This is a genomic window from Streptomyces sp. NPDC003300 (assembly GCF_040610915.1).
In the GTDB taxonomy this organism is placed as follows: Bacteria; Actinomycetota; Actinomycetes; order Streptomycetales; family Streptomycetaceae; genus Actinacidiphila.
In genome coordinates, this window is sequence record NZ_JBEXNE010000017.1 from 132,046 (window position 1) to 147,718 (window position 15,673).

Annotated in this window: 14 protein-coding genes; 7 read left to right on the forward strand and 7 right to left on the reverse strand. The window is 72.8% G+C overall.

From position 1 onward, the window contains the following. Positions 1-55 precede the first annotated feature (55 nt). The 4 genes from ABZX65_RS24075 to ABZX65_RS24090 form a co-directional block, all read right to left on the reverse strand. Complete coding sequence (locus ABZX65_RS24075) at positions 56-1,075, reverse strand: ABC transporter permease (RefSeq protein WP_355343551.1); 1,020 nt, start codon at positions 1,073-1,075, stop codon at positions 56-58. After that, positions 1,072-2,682 (reverse strand): sugar ABC transporter ATP-binding protein, encoded by a 1,611-nt coding sequence (locus ABZX65_RS24080; protein WP_355343554.1) that lies wholly within the window; start codon positions 2,680-2,682, stop codon positions 1,072-1,074. The genes ABZX65_RS24075 and ABZX65_RS24080 overlap by 4 nt, the downstream gene beginning before the upstream one ends. Beyond that, positions 2,679-3,845 carry an ROK family transcriptional regulator gene (locus ABZX65_RS24085; protein WP_355343557.1) on the reverse strand — a complete coding sequence of 389 codons (1,167 nt, stop codon included), beginning with the start codon at positions 3,843-3,845 and terminating at the stop codon, positions 2,679-2,681. Before ABZX65_RS24085 ends, ABZX65_RS24080 begins: the two co-directional genes overlap by 4 nt. Before the next feature lie 264 nt (positions 3,846-4,109). Then, positions 4,110-5,546 carry a cation:dicarboxylase symporter family transporter gene (locus ABZX65_RS24090; RefSeq protein WP_355343560.1) on the reverse strand — a complete coding sequence of 479 codons (1,437 nt, stop codon included), beginning with the start codon at positions 5,544-5,546 and terminating at the stop codon, positions 4,110-4,112. A 136-nt stretch (positions 5,547-5,682) separates the two neighbouring features. Here ABZX65_RS24090 and ABZX65_RS24095 point away from each other — a divergent pair, with 136 nt between their 5' ends. From ABZX65_RS24095 to ABZX65_RS24105, 3 genes are all read left to right on the forward strand, one after another. Further along, entirely contained in the window at positions 5,683-7,398 is a 1,716-nt protein-coding gene (locus ABZX65_RS24095) for a sensor histidine kinase (RefSeq protein ID WP_355343563.1), read from the forward strand. Then, entirely contained in the window at positions 7,395-8,081 is a 687-nt protein-coding gene (locus tag ABZX65_RS24100; RefSeq protein ID WP_355343566.1) for a response regulator, read from the forward strand. The genes ABZX65_RS24095 and ABZX65_RS24100 overlap by 4 nt, the downstream gene beginning before the upstream one ends. A gap of 244 nt (positions 8,082-8,325) precedes the next feature. Further along, positions 8,326-9,306 carry an aldo/keto reductase gene (locus ABZX65_RS24105; protein WP_355343569.1) on the forward strand — a complete coding sequence of 327 codons (981 nt, stop codon included), beginning with the start codon at positions 8,326-8,328 and terminating at the stop codon, positions 9,304-9,306. A gap of 16 nt (positions 9,307-9,322) precedes the next feature. Here the strand turns inward: ABZX65_RS24105 and ABZX65_RS24110 are convergent, their stop codons facing one another. Then, positions 9,323-10,927 (reverse strand): HAMP domain-containing sensor histidine kinase, encoded by a 1,605-nt coding sequence (locus tag ABZX65_RS24110; RefSeq protein WP_355343572.1) that lies wholly within the window; start codon positions 10,925-10,927, stop codon positions 9,323-9,325. Then, positions 10,924-11,586 (reverse strand): response regulator transcription factor, encoded by a 663-nt coding sequence (locus tag ABZX65_RS24115; RefSeq protein WP_355343575.1) that lies wholly within the window; start codon positions 11,584-11,586, stop codon positions 10,924-10,926. Before ABZX65_RS24115 ends, ABZX65_RS24110 begins: the two co-directional genes overlap by 4 nt. 135 nt (positions 11,587-11,721) lie before the next feature. Between ABZX65_RS24115 and ABZX65_RS24120 the strand changes: the two genes are divergently transcribed. After that, on the forward strand, positions 11,722-12,324 hold the full coding sequence (locus ABZX65_RS24120; RefSeq protein ID WP_355343578.1) for a PepSY domain-containing protein: 603 nt from the start codon (positions 11,722-11,724) through the stop codon (positions 12,322-12,324). Positions 12,325-12,452: 128 nt separating this feature from the next. Here ABZX65_RS24120 and ABZX65_RS24125 read toward each other — a convergent pair whose 3' ends face one another. After that, a complete protein-coding gene (locus tag ABZX65_RS24125; protein ID WP_355343581.1) occupies positions 12,453-13,097 on the reverse strand; it encodes a substrate-binding domain-containing protein in 645 nt (214 codons plus the stop codon). A 90-nt stretch (positions 13,098-13,187) separates the two neighbouring features. On the opposite strand from ABZX65_RS24125, the gene ABZX65_RS24130 reads away from it, so the two are divergent. The 3 genes from ABZX65_RS24130 to ABZX65_RS24140 all read left to right on the forward strand — a co-directional run bounded on the left by ABZX65_RS24130 (position 13,188) and on the right by ABZX65_RS24140 (position 15,558). After that, positions 13,188-13,628 carry a protein-tyrosine phosphatase family protein gene (locus tag ABZX65_RS24130; RefSeq protein ID WP_355343584.1) on the forward strand — a complete coding sequence of 147 codons (441 nt, stop codon included), beginning with the start codon at positions 13,188-13,190 and terminating at the stop codon, positions 13,626-13,628. 232 nt (positions 13,629-13,860) lie between these two features. Beyond that, positions 13,861-14,478 carry a hypothetical protein gene (locus ABZX65_RS24135; protein WP_355343587.1) on the forward strand — a complete coding sequence of 206 codons (618 nt, stop codon included), beginning with the start codon at positions 13,861-13,863 and terminating at the stop codon, positions 14,476-14,478. A 126-nt stretch (positions 14,479-14,604) separates the two neighbouring features. Continuing rightward, positions 14,605-15,558 (forward strand): GNAT family N-acetyltransferase, encoded by a 954-nt coding sequence (locus ABZX65_RS24140; RefSeq protein ID WP_355343590.1) that lies wholly within the window; start codon positions 14,605-14,607, stop codon positions 15,556-15,558. Positions 15,559-15,673: the final 115 nt, after the last annotated feature.

The following is a 15,673-nucleotide window of genomic DNA, read 5'->3' on the forward strand; positions in this document are numbered from 1 at the left end:
ACGGCGTACGGCGGGCGGCTGGGAGAGACCGGAAGGAGGAGAGCGCCGTTGGCGGTCAGAGACGGCGGCGCAGCAGCAGCTTGCTCGGCTGGAACTGCTGGACCAGGACGGCGCCCGCGATGATGGCGCCCTTGACGATGTTCTGCACTTCGGCCGGCAGATTGTTGAGGATGAACAGATTGGTGATGGTGGTGAAGACCACCACGCCGAGCAGCGAGCCGACGACGGTGCCCCGGCCGCCGGTCAGTACGGTCCCGCCGATGATGACGGCGGCGATGGCGTCGAGTTCGTACAGGTCGCCCTGGCCCGAGGAGCCCGCGTTGGCCTGGGCGACGACCATGATCGCGGCGATGCCGCAGCACACGCCGGACAGCGCGTACAGATAGACCGTCTGGCGGCGGACGTTGATGCCCGCCAGGCGGGCCGCCTCCGCGTTGCCGCCGACGGCGACGGTGCGGCGGCCGAAGGCGGTGCGGTTGAGCAGCACCCAGCCGACGGCGGCGACGGCCGCGAACAGCCAGACCAGCAGCGGGATGCCGAGAAACTTGTTCTCCGCGAAGCGGTTGACGGCCCCGACGTCGACCTCCTGGGTCTTCTTGTCGGAGATCTTGGCGGCCAGACCGCGGGCGCTGACCATCATGGCGAGGGTGGCGATGAAGGGGACGAGGCGGCCGTACGCGATCAGCAGGCCGTTGACCGTACCGGCGACGGCGCCGACGATCACGGCGGTGAAGACCATGCCGGGCACGCCGAAGTCTTGGGTGGCGATCGTCGTGCACCACACGGCGGCCAGCGCGGTGAGCGCCCCGACGGACAGGTCGATGCCGCCGCCGATGATGACGAAGGTCATCCCGATGGCGATCACGCCGATCGCCGACGCCTGGGTGAGCACATTGAGGATGTTGCCGCTGGTCAGGAAGCGGTCGTTGGCGCTGATCAGGCCGATGACCACGAGTGCGGCCAGGACCGCGGTGAGTCCGAGATTGCGCCGTACGGGCTCGGCCGCGTCCCGTCTCCACCAACTCGTCGGTTCGGTCTTCGCCGCCGGCGGCGGCGAGGTGAGGTCGGTCGTCACTGGTCCGTCCCTTCCAGCAGTGCCCCCGCCATGACCAGGTCGAGGACCAGGTGTTCGTCCAGCTCGCGCGCCGGGGCCTCCCGTACGATCCGGCCCTCGCGCATCACCAGGACCCGGTCGGCCAGGCCCAGCACCTCGGGGACCTCGCTGGAGACCAGCAGCACCCCCACGCCTTCGTCGGCCAGGTCCCTGATCACCCGATACAGCTCGGCGCGGGCTCCGACGTCGACGCCTCGGGTGGGTTCGTCGAGCAGCAGCAGGCTGGTGCCGCCGAGCAGCCAGCGGCCGACGACGACCTTCTGCTGATTGCCGCCGGACAGGGTGCCGGCCTTGCGTCCGACATCGCGCGGGCGCAGGTCGAGCCGGTCGGCGATGCCGCGCGCGGCGGTGCGTTCGGCGCCGCCGCGTACGAACCCCGCGGTGGTGTGCCGGGTCAACGAGGCCAGGCCGATGTTGCGTTGGACGGCCTCGTCCAGCAGCAGCGCCTGGCTCTTGCGCTCCTCCGGCGCCAGGCCGAGCCCTGCGCGCACGGCGGCGGGGACGCTGCCGGGCCGCAACCGCAGCCCCCGTACGAGGACATGGCCGTGGTCCGGGCGGCGCGCGCCGAAGACCGTCTCCAGCAGTTCCGAGCGGCCGGAGCCGACGAGTCCCGCGATGCCGACGATCTCGCCGGGCGCGACGGTGAGCGAGACGTCGCTGAACTCGCCCTGGCGACTGAGGTGTTCCACCCGCAGCAGTTCGGCCTTCGGCTCCTGACGGGCGGCGGTTGCGGCGGCCGACCGCTTGGAGAGGGTGGGGCGGGGCGGGAAGACGTACTCCAGGGAGCGGCCGGTGATCAGGCCGACGAGTTCCTTGGTGGGGGTCGAGGCGGGCAGGTCGGCGGCCGTGGTGCGGCCGTCCTTGAGCACGGTGACGCGGTCGCAGATCTCGCGGATCTCGTCGAGCCGGTGCGAGATGTAGATGACGGCGATGCCCTGGCCGCGCAGTTCGCGGATGATCCGGAAGAGGTTGGCGACCTCGTCGTGGGCGAGGACCGCGCTCGGTTCGTCCATGACCAGCAGCCTGGCCTCGCGGGACAGGGCGCGGCCCATGCTGACGATCTGCCGTGCGGCGGCGGGCAGTTTGCCGATGGTGCGGTTGACGGGGATCTCGGCGTGGCCGAGGCGGCCGAGGACGGCGCGGGCCTGCTCGCGCATGCCGGGCCTGCGGACGAATCCCGCGGTGCGCGGTTCGTGGCCGAGCAGCACGTTCTCCGCGACGGTCATGTGCGGGACGAGGTCGAGTTCCTGGTAGATGGTGGCGATCCCGGCGCGCATGGCCGCCTGGGGGTCGGCGAAGGTGACCGGTCTGCCCCGCCACTCGATACGGCCGGAGTCGGGCCGGTGCACTCCGGAAAGCACTTTGATCAAGGTGGACTTGCCCGCGCCGTTCTGGCCCAGCAGGCAGTGCACCTCCCCCGGCCGGACCGCCAACTCGACGCCGTCCAGGGCCCGGACGCCGGGGAAGGTCTTGACGACCCGGTCCAGACGGAGGATCGGCTCCCGGACGAGGTGGCGGCCCGTGGACGCGGCGGAACGGGCGGGTGGGCTGGGAGGGTTGGCGGTCATAGCTGTCTCCCGTAGTGGAGTTCGCTGGCCAGCAGCGCGGCGCCGACGACCCCGGCCCGCGGGCCGAGTTCCGACAGGACGATCGCCAGATTGCCGGTGGCCAGCGGCGGCGAACGTTTGTAGACCACGCTGCGGATCTCGGCGAGCAGGAGGTGGCCGAGTCCGGCCAGGCCGCCGCCGATGACGATCATCGACGGGTTCATGAGGCTGACGAGGTGGGTGAGGACCTGTCCGACGCGGTGGCCGCCGTCCCGGACGAGGTTGAGGCAGACGAGGTCGCCGCCCGCCGCGCACTGGGCGACGTCCGCGGCGGTCACCGCTCCGTGGGCGGCGAGCCGTTCGGCCAGCGCCTCGGAGCGTCCGGCGCGGGCGGCGGCGGTGGCGTCCCTGGCGAGGGCGACACCGCCGAAGTGCGCCTCGAGACAGCCGGTGTTGCCGCAGGAGCAGGGCAGGCCCGCCGCCTCGACCTGGATGTGTCCGATGTCGCCCGCCGAGCCTTCCGAGCCACGGTAGATCTGGCCGTGCACCTGGACACCGCAGCCGATGCCGCTGCCGATCTTCACGAACAGGAGGTTGTCGACGGAGCGGGCGACGCCGCTGTGGTGTTCGCCGAGCGCCATCAGATTCACGTCGTTGTCGACGACGACCGGGCAGCCGTGCTCGCTGGTCAGAGTGGAACGCACCGGGAAGCGGTCCCAGCCGGGCATGATCGGCGGGGAGACGGAGACGCCGTCCCGGAAGCTGACCGGTCCCGGCAGGCCGATGCCGATGGTGTCGAGCCGGGCGCTGCGGCTCTGCGCGCCCAGTTTGCGCAGGAGTTCGCTGACCCGGTCGAGCACGGGTCCGGGTCCCTGGCGGATGTCGGCGCTCTCGGAGTACGAGGCGACCGCCGCCAGGCGGCCGTCGGTGATCTCGATGTCGATGGAGCTCGCGCCCAGGTCGACCGCGGCGAAGCGCAGTTCCGGGTCGAGTTGGACGAGGGTGGAGCGGCGACCGCCGCGCGAGGCCGCGGGTCCCGCCTCCAGGATCGTGCCGCTCGCGATCATCCGGTCGAGTTCGGCCACCAGCCGTGGGCGCGGCATCTCCAGCTCGTCGGAGAGCTGCGCCCGGGACAGCGGCCCGAGGTCACGCAGTCGGCTCAGTACGCGGTACTGGATGCTCACAGGCCCACACTTCCTCTGACGGCATCAGAAGTTGTGACGGAACGTTAGGACCGCACCAAGGGTCGGTCTAGAGCTTTCACAGAGATTGCTAAAAGTTGTTATAGGGATGACAAAAAGAGTGGACGGTCCGAACTGAAGGTGGATCACTTCCGGCCACGCGTCAGGGAGTTGATCCGGTGGCGGGCGTTCCGGGGCGGCGGGCACACACGCGGGCCCCGCCGGAAGGGGGAGTTCCGACGGGGCCGTTCGGGAGGGCGCGGGAGGTCAGAGGGCGGCGGTCTCCTTCTTGACCAGGGCTCCCTCGGGCGCGGACCGATCGGGCGCGGACTGATCAGGCGCGGGCCGGCCGGGTACGGGCTGGCCGGGCGTGGCCGACGGCGCGGAGGCGTCGTCCTCGTCGGACAGGGTCGACTCGTCGAAGGGCAGCTCTCCCGCGAAGACCCGCCGCGCGCGGTCGCGGTCGAACTCCTTCGTCCAGGTGCCGATCAGGACGGTGGCGACGGCGTTGCCCGCGAAGTTGGTCACGGCGCGGGCCTCGCTCATGAAGCGGTCGATGCCGACGATCAGACCGATGCCGTCGACCAGCGCGGGACGGTGCGACTGGAGTCCGCTGGCGAGCACGGCCATGCCGGAGCCCGAGACCCCGGCGGCGCCCTTGGAGGCGATCATCATGAACAGCAGCAGCGAGATCTGCTGGCCGAGGGAGAGCGGCTGGTCCATCGCGTCGGCGATGAACAGCGACGCCATCGTCAGATAGATCATCGTGCCGTCGAGGTTGAAGGAGTAGCCGGTCGGGACCGTGATGCCGACGACGGGCCGGCTCACCCCGAGGTGTTCCATCTTGGCGATCAGCCGCGGCAGCGCCGACTCCGACGACGACGTGGAGACGATCAGCAGGAACTCCCTGGCGAGGTAGCGCAGCAGGTGGAAGAGGTTGACCTTGGCGAACAGCCACAGCACCGCGCCGAGGACGGCCACGACGAAGATCAGGCAGGTCACGTAGAAGCCGATCATGATCGTGGCCAGCGCCTTGAGCGCGTCCACGCCCGCGGAGCCGACGACGGCGGCGATCGCGCCGAACGCGCCGACGGGGGCCGCCCACATGATCATCGACAGGACGCGGAAGACCAGTTTCTGGATGTGCCCGACGCCGCGCAGCACGGGCGCCCCGACCGGTCCCGTGGCCTGGAGGGCGAAGCCGACGAGCAGCGCCACCAGCAGCGTTTGCAGCACCTGGCCCTGCGTGAAGGCGGAGACCAGGGTGGTCGGGATGATGCCGAGGACGAAGTCCACGCCTTCGGTGGGGGCGTCGGTGGCCTGGGCCTGGCCCGCGTTCTTCAGCGCCTCGGTCAGGTGCAGCCCGCTGCCGGGGTGCAGGATGTTGCCGACCAGCAGGCCGACGGCGAGCGCGGCGAACGACATGGTGACGAAGTAGCCGAGCGCGAGGCCGCCGACCTTGCCGACCTTGGCGGCGTTGCGGACGGATCCGATGCCGAGCACGAGTGTGCAGAAGATGATGGGCGAGATCATCATCTTGATGAGATTGACGAAGCCGGTGCCGATCGGCTTCAGCTCGACGGCCACACCGGGCGCGAGGAGGCCCAGCACGGCGCCCGCGATCGTCGCCAGGATGACGGCGGTGTAGAGGTAGTGGGTATGGTCTCGACGGCTCGTGACGTCGCTGGGGGCCTGGGCTGACACCTTCGTCTCCCTCGGTCCGCGGGCGCCGTCCCGAACGCCCGCGATCGGACAGGTCCCGGTGACTATGCGCTCGGGGCGTGAGCCAGGTCACGTTTGCGTTCATTGAGTTCGCGGGTTGGCGTGCACACTGTTGTGCATGCCCGCCATACCCCCCACGTCGAGCACGGCGGCCGGACCGACGCACCAGGCCGGCGCGGCGAGCCCGGCCGCCCGGTTCACCGTGCCCGGACTGAGCCGCTTCCGCCGCACTCGGACCCGGCCGCGCAGCCTGGCCGGTCAGCTCTTCGCCGTGCAGGTGGTGATCGTGGCCCTGGTGGTCGGCGGCTGCGCCGTGCTGGCGTACGTCAACGCGGGCAGCCGGGCCGAGGACGCGGCCCGTGACCGGGTCTCCGCCGCGGCCACCGCCGTCGCGGACTCCGACACCGTCGTGCGGGCGGCGCGCTCCGCCGATCCCACCGCGGCCCTCCAGCCGTACGCCGACCGCGTCGCCGCGGACGCGGGCGTGGACTTCGTGACGATCATGGACACCCACGGCATCCGCTGGACCCATCCCGACAGGTCGCTGATCGGGAAGCACTTCCTCGGCCACATCGGCCCCGCCCTGCGCGGGCAGACGTTCACCGAGACGTACACCGGTTCGCTCGGCGCCTCGGTACGCGTCGTGACGCCGGTCCGCTCCGGCGACCGGATCGTCGCGCTGGTGAGCGTCGGCATCAAGGTCGACACCATCAGCCAGCAGGTCCGCAAGCAGCTCACCGCCTTGGTCGCGGTGGCGCTGGCCGCGCTCGTCGTCGGCGGCCTCGGCACGTATGTGGCCAACCGACGGCTGCGCACGCACACCCACGGGATGGCCGCGACGGAGCTGAGCCGGATGTACGACTATCACCAGGCGACGCTGCACGCGCTGCGCGAGGGCCTGATCCTGCTCGACGCCGACCGCAGGGTCGCGCTGTGCAACGACGCGGCGCGCGAGCTGCTGAGTCTCGGCGAGCAGGAGGTCGTCGGCCGGTACGTGGACACGCTCGGCCTGCCGGTGTCGCTGACCGGCGTGTTGCTGGCCGCCGAGCCGCGGGTCGACGAGGTGCACCTGACGTCCGAGCGGGTCGTGGTCGTGAACACCTCGCCGGTACGCGGCGGCGAGCGCCGCGGCACCGTGGTCACCCTCCGCGACCACACCGATCTCCAGGCGCTGACCGGGGAGTTGGACTCGGTGCGCGGCTTCGCCGAGGCGCTGCGTTCCCAGGCCCACGAGTCGTCCAACCGGCTGCACACCGTCGTGTCGCTGATCGAACTGGGCCGCGCGCAGGAGGCGGTGGACTTCGCCACCTCGGAGCTGGAACTCGCCCAGGCGCTCACCGACCGGGTGGTGGCGGCGGTCGGCGAACCGGTGCTCGCGGCGCTGCTGCTCGGCAAAGCCGCCGAGAGCCACGAGCGCGGGGTTGAGTTGACCGTCACCGAGGACAGCCGGATCGACGACGGGGTCCTGCCGCCCGCGCTCACCGCCCGCGACCTGGTCACCGTGCTGGGAAACCTGATAGACAACGCGATCGACGCGGCCGTCGAGGGCGCCGCGCGCGGCGGCGGCCGGCCGTCGGTCACCGTACGGGCCAAGGTCGAGGAGGACGAGCTGCTGCTGAAAGTCACCGACTCCGGGCGCGGCGTCGACCCCGCCACCATCCGCGAGGTGTTCCGGCGCGGCTGGACCACCAAGAGCGAGGGCCACGGTCTCGGCCTCGCCCTGGTCGAGCAGGCCGCGCGGCGCGCGGGCGGCACGGTCGGCCTCGACCGCGCCGAGGGCGGCGGCGCGGAGTTCACCGTACGGCTGCCGCTGGGGCAGGAGGCACGCGCGTGATCAGGGTCCTGGTCGTCGAGGACGATCCCGTGGCGGCCGACGCGCACCGGATGTACGTCGAGCGGCTGCCCGGCTTCGCGGTGGTGGCCGTCGTCCACACCGGCGGCGCCGCCCTGCGCCTGCTGGACCGGCAGCCTGTGGACCTGGTGCTGCTCGACCTCCATCTGCCGGACGGCCACGGTCTCGACCTGGTACGACGGATGCGCAGCGCGGGGCAGAGCGCCGATGTGGTGGCGGTGACCTCGGCGCGGGATCTCGCGGTCGTACGGCAGGCCGTCTCGCTCGGGGTCGTGCAGTATCTGCTCAAGCCGTTCACCTTCCCCTCGCTGCGGGACCGGCTGGAGCGCTGGGCGCGCTACCGCAGTGACGCGGCGGGCGGTGAGGCGTCCGGGCAGGACGAGGTGGACCGGGTGCTGGGGGCGCTGCGCAGTCCGCAGGCCACCGTGCTGCCGAAGGGGCTGAGCGGTGCGACCCTCGAAGCGGTGACCTCGGCCTTGCGGGCGGCGGCGGACGGCGGTTTGTCGGCGGCTTCGGCGGCGCAGGCGGCGGGGGTCTCGCGCATCACGGCCCGCCGCTATCTGGAGCACCTGGTCGACACCGGGCTCGCGGTCCGCAGCCCGCAGTACGGGCAGGTCGGCCGCCCGGAGCTGTGTTACCGCTGGTCGGACGGGGCGAAGCCGTAGGGCGGTACGCCGGGGCGGTACGGTCCGGGCCGGTCAAGGACGGTACGGGTCGGGGCGGGCACGGCCGGTGCGGGCCCGGTCGGTGCGGCGGGTGACGGGCGCGGCGGCGGGCGACGTACGGTGATCATGCGGGTGGGCGGGATGTCGCGGGTGTACGCCCGCGCCGCACGGCCGCAGCCGTCCTCGTCATCAAAGTCGCAGTCGCAGTCGCAGTCGCAGTCGCCCCACGGTCAGGAGCCGTCGCATGGTCACGCAGCCGCCGCCGTCGCTCGCCGACGTACCCCACCGGATCGGCCTCGGCCTGGCCGCTCTCGGGCGGCCCGGATACATCAATCTCGGCCGGGAGCGGGATCTGCCGCCGGGCCGGGACGTGGCGGCGATGCGTCGGCGGACGCACGAGGTGCTGGACTTCGCGTACGCGCACGGCGTGCGCTACTTCGACGCGGCGCGCTCGTACGGCCGGGCCGAGGAGTTCCTGGCCGAGTGGCTGGACGCGGGCGGTGACCGGCCAGGGGTCATGGTCGGCAGCAAGTGGGGTTACACCTATACGGCGGACTGGCGGGTCGACGCGGAGACCCATGAGGTCAAGGACCACAGCGTCGGGGTCTACGACCGTCAACTCGCCGAGACGCGCGGGCTGTTCGGCGACCGGCTCGACCTCTACCAGGTGCATTCGGTGACACCGGACAGCCCGGCTCTCACCGATCCCGTCCTGCACCGGCGGCTGGTGGCGCTCGCCGATCAGGGGGTGGCCGTGGGCATCTCGACCAGCGGGCCCCGGCAGGGTGACGCGATCCGCGCCGCTCTCGATGTCGGCGTCGACGGGCGTCCGGTGTTCGGCAGCGTCCAGTCCACCTGGAATGTCCTGGAGCCGTCGGCGGGCCCCGCCTTGGCGGAGGCGCACGAGGCGGGTCGTACCGTCATCATCAAGGAAGGTCTCGCCAACGGGCGTCTCGCCGAACGCGACCCGCGACTGGACGCGGTGCTGGCTCCGGTCGCCGAGGCGACGGGAGCCTCCTACGACGCTCTGGCGCTGGCCGCCGCGCTGCGTCAGCCGTGGGTCGACGTGGTGCTGTCGGGAGCGGCGACCGAGTACCAACTGGCCTCGAATCTGCGCGCGACTGACGTCCGCCTCGACGACGCGCAACTCGGCCTCCTCGTCACCGAGTTGGCGCAGACACCGGCCGCGTACTGGGATCACCGCTCGCGCATGCCGTGGAACTAACTTGGAACTGACGGGGTCACACATCGGCGGCCGGCAGCCGGAGTTCGAAGCGGGCGCCGCCGCTCGGCGCTGCGCCGACGGTGAGCGTGCCGCCGTGCCGGTGCGCCACGTCGCGGGCGATGGCCAGGCCGAGTCCGGCCCCGCCGTCGTCCCGGCTGCGGGCCTCGTCGAGCCGTACGAACCGCTCAAATATCCGCTCGCGCTCGGCCTCCGGTACGCCTGCGCCGTCGTCTGCAACCGCGAGCACGATCCGGCCGTCCCCGCGGCGTACGGACACGGTGACCTCGGTGCGGGCGTGCCGTTGGGCGTTGTCGAGCAGATTGCGCACGAGCCGGGCCAACTGGCCCCGTGACCCGTTGACTTCCGCTCTCAAGGCGGCGTCCTGACCGATGTCGGCGGCGACCGGCGTACGGTCGGCGGCCCGCCCCTCGGCCTCCTCGCGCACCAACGCGGCCAGATCGACCGGCCGTTGTGTCGGGGTCTCCCCCGCGTCGAGGCGGGCGAGCAGGAGCAGGTCGGCCGCGAGTTGCTGGAGTCGCACGGTGTCCTTGACGGCGCCGGGGACGTCGAGCAACTGCGGGTGCGCGGAGCCCACTTCGAGCTGCGTGCGCAGGGAGGCAATCGGGCTGCGCAGTTCGTGCGAGGCGTCGGCGACGAAGCGGCGCTGCCGCTCGACGGACGCTTCGAGGGCGGTGAGCGTTTCGTTGGTGGTCCGGGCCAGCCGGGCCACCTCGTCGTGCGCCACGGGCTCCGGCACGCGCCGGGAGAGGTCCTCCGAGGCCGTGATGGCGGCCATCTCGCGGCGGATGCCCGCGACCGGGGCCAGTGCGCGGCGGGTGACCAGCCAGGTCACGCCGCCGACGACCGCCAGCAGGACGGGCAGTCCCGCCAGCATGACCACGGTGGTGGTGCGCACGGCGCTCTCGCGCGCCGCGAGCGAGGCGCCCGCGTGGACCAGGACCGTCTGCCCCGCGAGGTCGGTGGCCTTGACCGTCGCGAACCGGTAGGCGGCGCCGCGGCCGTCCAACGTGGCGTGTCCCGCGCCCTCTTGGACGGTGCCGCTGATCTCGCCGACGACGGGGTCGGCGGTGCCGGTGGGCGTGGCGTGGTCGTCGCTCCCCCGGCCGCTGGGGGTCGTCTCCTGCGCGTCGCCGTCGCGCCCGCCCCTGCCCCGGCCACGGCCGCCGCCTGCGCCGCCGTGGTCGTCGGCGGTCCCGCTCGGCGACGCGGTCGGTGGCGGCGTCGGTGCCGAGGTCGGACTGACGGTAGGTGTCGGCTCGGGCGCAGACCCACGCGGCCTGACGTCCGGCACGCCCGTGCCGCTGATCTTCTCCAGGGTCCTGCTCGCGGCGAGCAACCGCCCGTCCGTGGTGGTCACTTGGACGGGCGCGTCGTCGGGGAGGGCGAGTCCGGAGTAGAGCGCGGCGTCCGCCTTGCGGGTCGCGACGGTCACGGCGACGCGGCGTGCGGTGTCGTTGGCCTGGCTCTGGGCCTGCTCGGTGAGGTTGGCGCCGAGCGAGAGGAGGACCGCGATCCCGGCGGCCACCATCGCCACGGTCACCACGGCGGTCGCGCCCAGCACCGTCTTGGCCTGCACGGAGCCGAGCGGGCGGCGCCTCATGACGTGACCAGGCGGTAACCCGCGCCGCGTACCGTCTGGATGGTGGCCGCGCCCAGCTTGCGGCGCAGCGCGCTGATGTAGACCTCGATGATGTTGGGGTCGCCGTCGTAGGCGAAGTCCCAGACGTGCTCCAGGATCTCCGGCTTGCCGACCACCTGGCCCGCCCGGACGGCGAGTTGTTCGAGGACCGCGAACTCCTTGGCGGTGAGCGCCACTTCGTCCTCGCCGCGGAACACGCGCCGGGCGGAGGTGTCGACGGCGAGGCCGCCGACCCGCAGGACCGGCGAGGCACCGGGAGAGGCCCGGCGGCGCAACAGTGCCTTCACCCGTGCGACGAGCACGACGTAGGAGAAAGGCTTGGTCAGATAGTCGTCCGCGCCGGTGTCCAGGCCCTCGGCCTCGTCGTACTCGCCGTCCTTGGCCGTGAGCATCAGGATCGGTACGTCGTTGCCCGCGGCGCGCAGCGCGGCGCACACGCGGTAGCCGTTCATGCCGGGCAGCATGATGTCGAGGACGACGAGGTCGTAGGCGCGGTCTCCGGCCAGGTGCAGTCCCGAGAGCCCGTCGTGGACGACGTCCACGGCGAAGCCCTCGGCCGTCAGTCCCTTGGCCAGGGAGACGGCGAGTCTCTTCTCGTCCTCCACGATCAGCAAGCGCATGGGCCCACCCTCCCAAATCGAACCTGAAGCGATCTTCAGGTCGCTTCAGGCTGCCTTCAGCTTGCTCCGGCCATCGTGTTGGCACGGACACAGCAACGACACAGGCCGGGTACAGCCCGGCCGGGGAGGCTCCTCATGAAGCGCAACATCACCGTCGCCGCCGTCGCCGCGGCGGCCCTGCTCGCCGGTGGCGGCTACACCGCCATCGCCGCGGGTGACGACCACGGCGGCCGTGCGACGGCAGTCCCGAGCGCCACGTCCCCGCACGACGCGGGCGACGACCACGGCGGCGACCGCCGTACGCCGTCGACCGGTGCCCCGACGGGCGTCCCGCGCACCGGCGCCCCGACTCCCAGCAGCACCGGCCTCACGGCGGCCGAGGCCGTGACCGCCGCGCTCACGCTGTATCCGGGGACGGTCGTCTCCGTCGAGCGTTCCGGCGCGGATTTCTGGGAGGTCAGGGTGCTCGGAAAGGACGGCGTGCTACGCGAGTTGAGGGTGAACGCGACCTCCGGCACCGTCAGCCTGGACGGTCACCGTGGTGGCGGCCGGGGCGCGGCGACTCCCCGCCCGACGCGTTCGCCCGGAGGTGACGACCACGGCGGCGGCACTCCGAGCCCGACCCGCTCCCCCGGAGCCGACGACCACGGCGGTGACCGGTCGGGCGACGGTCATGGGAGCGGGCACGGCGCGGACGACGGCGGTCAGCACCGGGGCCGAGGCGGCGACGACTCCTGAGCCGTGGTCGCGGCGGGTACGTCAGGCGGCTCGCGCTGCCGCCGCCGTACCCGCCTCCCCCGGCCCCGTCGTGACCGGGCGTCAGCTGTCGGAACGCTTCCGGGCGGGTCCGGTTCCGTGGCGCACGATCAGGTCGGGGCGCAGGAGGTGGAGGGTGGCGGTCCGCGGGCCGGTGCGGGGGGGATGGCGCGCAGGAGGAGTTCGACGGCCTGTCGGGCCATCTGGCGTTCGGGGATGGCGACCGTGGTGAGGGCCGGTCGGGAGAGCCGGACCTCGGCGTTGCCGTCGGGGCCGACGACCGAGAGGTCGTCCGGGGCGGAGCGGCCGAGGGCTCCGGCGGCCTCCAGCGCGCCGAGTGCGAGAACGTCGTGGGTGGCGAAGACGCCGGTCACGCGCGGGTCGGCGGTGAGGGCGGCGGTCGCGGCGGCGAAGCCGCCCTCGGGGGTCGGTTCCGGGGCGAGGAGGACGGCGGTGTCGGGTACGGCGAGGCCGGCGGCGGCGAAGGCGCGGCGGAAGCCCGCGATCCGGACGGTGTGCGCGGGGCTGGCGACGGCGGCGACCCGCTCGTGGCCGAGGCCGCGCAGGCGCCGTCCCGCGAGGTGACCGGCGCCCTCGCAGTCGCTGGTGAGGACGGGGAACAGCTCGGGGCCGCGTTCTCCCAGGCGCAGAGCACGACGGGGAAGCGCGTCCGCCAGCAGCGGGAGGTGGTCGATGAGGTCGCGGTCGCCCGCTATCAGCAGGGCGTCGACCGAGCGGCTGGACAGACCGGCCATGATCGCCTGTCCGCGCGCGCTCGCCGCGCCCGGTGTGGCGGCGGGCTCCGCGCACGGGTCGTGACCGGCGGGTCTCGGTAGGGTGCCGGGATGACCGAGAGCTGGGACCCGTCGGGCGACGGGATCGTGCGGTTTCCGTCCGGTGCGCTGGTGCGCGGGCGCGGTCTGCGCCGACCGCTTCCGGCGGGCCCGACGCCGTCCTTCGGCGTCTATCTGCTGGGCGGCGAGCCGCCGTTGACGCGCTGGGAGGCGCGGTGGGTGCGCTGGCCGGATTTCCGGCTGCCCGCCGATCGACGGCAGGCGCGGGCGGCCTTCGAGGAAGCGCTGGCCCGGGCGGCGGACGAGCGGGTGGAGGTCGCGTGCGGCGGCGGCATCGGGCGGACCGGAACAGCCCTCGCCTGCATGGCCGTTCTGGACGGGGTCCCGGCGGACGAGGCCGTCGCCTTCATCCGCCGGCACTATCACCACCGCGCCGTGGAGACGCCGTGGCAGCGCCGCTTCATCCGCCGCTTCGACCGCGCGGAGCGCTGAGCGCGCGCCTGCGGCGATCCCCAACGCGCCAGACAGGTACGGGAATCCGTCATCGCTTGTTCGCTGATCGTAACGCGGGCGAAATGCCGGTTTGATGTCCTGTCGAGTCACAGAACGGCCCGGTCCCCGGCCTCTTCGTGAGAGCCGTACCGGAGGCGCTCAGGGCTCGGGGGCTCGGCGGACCCAGCGGTTCCGACGGGTCCAGCGGGTGAGCGGGGGGAGGACGGCCCGGATGGCGATGGACAGCGGGTCGGCGGCATGGGCGGACGGACCTCAGCCGCCGAGCGGCCGATGTCTGGTCAGTGTCGAACTCGGTATGAACCTCGGCGTCGAACTCGCCGTCACGCAAAGGGACATGCCCACGGCCTCGGTGGCCGACCGACCGGCGCCCGCGCTCTCGCTGGCCGTACGGACGCCGGGGCGGCAAGCCGTCCTGTCGGCCGCGCCCGGCGCGGCCCTGCCGGGTGAACACCGCGTCCTGGACGAGCACTTCGTGGTCGACGCGGACACCCACGAGGCGCCGAAGTGGCGGCAGCTCGCCGATGTGCTCTACGGGAGCAGGTCGCGCTCGGCAGGCGACGCGAGCCGCTGGCTGCTGGCCGTCACCGCGGCGCACGACACCTGCCGGATAGCGGCCGTTCCCTTGGTCAGGGACGGCGGTTGGGCGGTGCTCGACACCACGGACCGGCAGATCACCTTCGTACCGGTGACGACCTCGCTGCGGCCCTGGTTACTGCCGTCGTGCCTGCTCGGCTGGCTGACGGCGGGCGGCACACTCCAGGAACTGGCCGCCGCCCGGCTGGACTGCTTCCCCGCCGAATCGGACGCCCCGCGCCCCGGTGAGGGCTGAGCCCGATCCGGCTCTGCCGCACCCGAGGCCGGTGACGACACGCCCGCCCGTGTTCTCGGCCGCCGCGACCGGTGGGCCCGGAAAACCGTTCGACGGCTCCGCCGAGTCCTGACACTGTGGCGGACCATGACCGACTTCGAGCTGCTGACCGCCGCGGACGTACAGCTCATGCAGGACATGGCGCAGCGCGTCACCGCCGTGCGCCCTGACCTGGTGAACACCGACGCGTCGTACGGCGAGCTGGCGTGGAACTGGGGCAAGGGGCACGCCGCCGGCGGCGCGAACTGGCCGCGGCGGCTGTGGTTCTCCGGCGGGGAGCCGGTCGCGTGGGGCTGGGCCCAGCTTCCACACCGGCTGCGGCGCAGCGACGGTTCTGTGCGGGATGCGACCGGCGCCTATCTGGCGTATCAGGTCCACCCCGACCACGCGGGACTGGTCGATGAGGTGATCGACTGGTTCCACGCCACGACGCCGGACGTCGAGCGGACGGTGGTGCCGAGCGCCGCCGACACGTTCGGCCTGGCGCGGTGGGCGGCGCACGGCTACGAGCCCGATCCGGCCTCGCTCGGCGAGAAGGGGTCCTGGACGCAGCTCAACGAGCGGGAGCTGACCGACGTCGAGGAGCCGCTGCTGCCGGACGGATTCCGGTTCCGCACCGCCGAGGAGGCGGGACCGCAGGCCGCGGTCCGGGCCCATGTGGACGCGTGGGCGCCCTCGACGTACACGGCCGAGAGCTATGAGGGTGTCCGGCGGGCGACGGGCTACCGCGCGGATCTGCACCTCCTGGTGGAGGCGCCGGACGCGACGATGGCGTCCTCGACCATCATGTGGTTCGACGAGGCGAACGCGACCGTCGAGTTCGAGCCGGTCGGCACCCATCCGGAATACCGGCGTCTGGGGCTGGCCAGGGCGATGCTCCTGCACGGCATGCGTCGCGCGCGGGCCGCCGGGGCCACGCACGCGACCGTCGCCTGCCTGGGCGCGCCGGGCTATCCGGCGGCGCGCGCCCTGTACTACGGCGTCGGATTCCGGGAGTTCTCGCGGGACGCGCCGCTGATCAGGGTCCGCGCCTCCGCCTGAGCGGTCCGCGCCGGGAGTCACCGGACCAGCGCGGCGATCGGCGCACCGACCGCCACGCGCGGCCTCCTCGACTCCCTGGCGGGCCGTCCGCCGGAGGCACCCGTCCGGTCTACCG

Excerpts from the sequence above, each read along its gene's own strand:
- ABZX65_RS24080 (WP_355343554.1), bottom strand. The coding sequence starts at position 2,682 with ATGACCGCCAACCCTCCCAGCCCACCCGCCCGTTCCGCCGCGTCCACG.
- ABZX65_RS24095 (WP_355343563.1), top strand. The coding sequence starts at position 5,683 with ATGCCCGCCATACCCCCCACGTCGAGCACGGCGGCCGGACCGACGCAC.
- ABZX65_RS24105 (WP_355343569.1), top strand. The coding sequence starts at position 8,326 with ATGGTCACGCAGCCGCCGCCGTCGCTCGCCGACGTACCCCACCGGATC.
- ABZX65_RS24110 (WP_355343572.1), bottom strand. The coding sequence starts at position 10,927 with ATGAGGCGCCGCCCGCTCGGCTCCGTGCAGGCCAAGACGGTGCTGGGC.
- ABZX65_RS24115 (WP_355343575.1), bottom strand. The coding sequence starts at position 11,586 with ATGCGCTTGCTGATCGTGGAGGACGAGAAGAGACTCGCCGTCTCCCTG.
- ABZX65_RS24120 (WP_355343578.1), top strand. The coding sequence starts at position 11,722 with ATGAAGCGCAACATCACCGTCGCCGCCGTCGCCGCGGCGGCCCTGCTC.
- ABZX65_RS24125 (WP_355343581.1), bottom strand. The coding sequence starts at position 13,097 with ATGGCCGGTCTGTCCAGCCGCTCGGTCGACGCCCTGCTGATAGCGGGC.
- ABZX65_RS24130 (WP_355343584.1), top strand. The coding sequence starts at position 13,188 with ATGACCGAGAGCTGGGACCCGTCGGGCGACGGGATCGTGCGGTTTCCG.
- ABZX65_RS24135 (WP_355343587.1), top strand. The coding sequence starts at position 13,861 with ATGGCGATGGACAGCGGGTCGGCGGCATGGGCGGACGGACCTCAGCCG.
- ABZX65_RS24140 (WP_355343590.1), top strand. The coding sequence starts at position 14,605 with ATGACCGACTTCGAGCTGCTGACCGCCGCGGACGTACAGCTCATGCAG.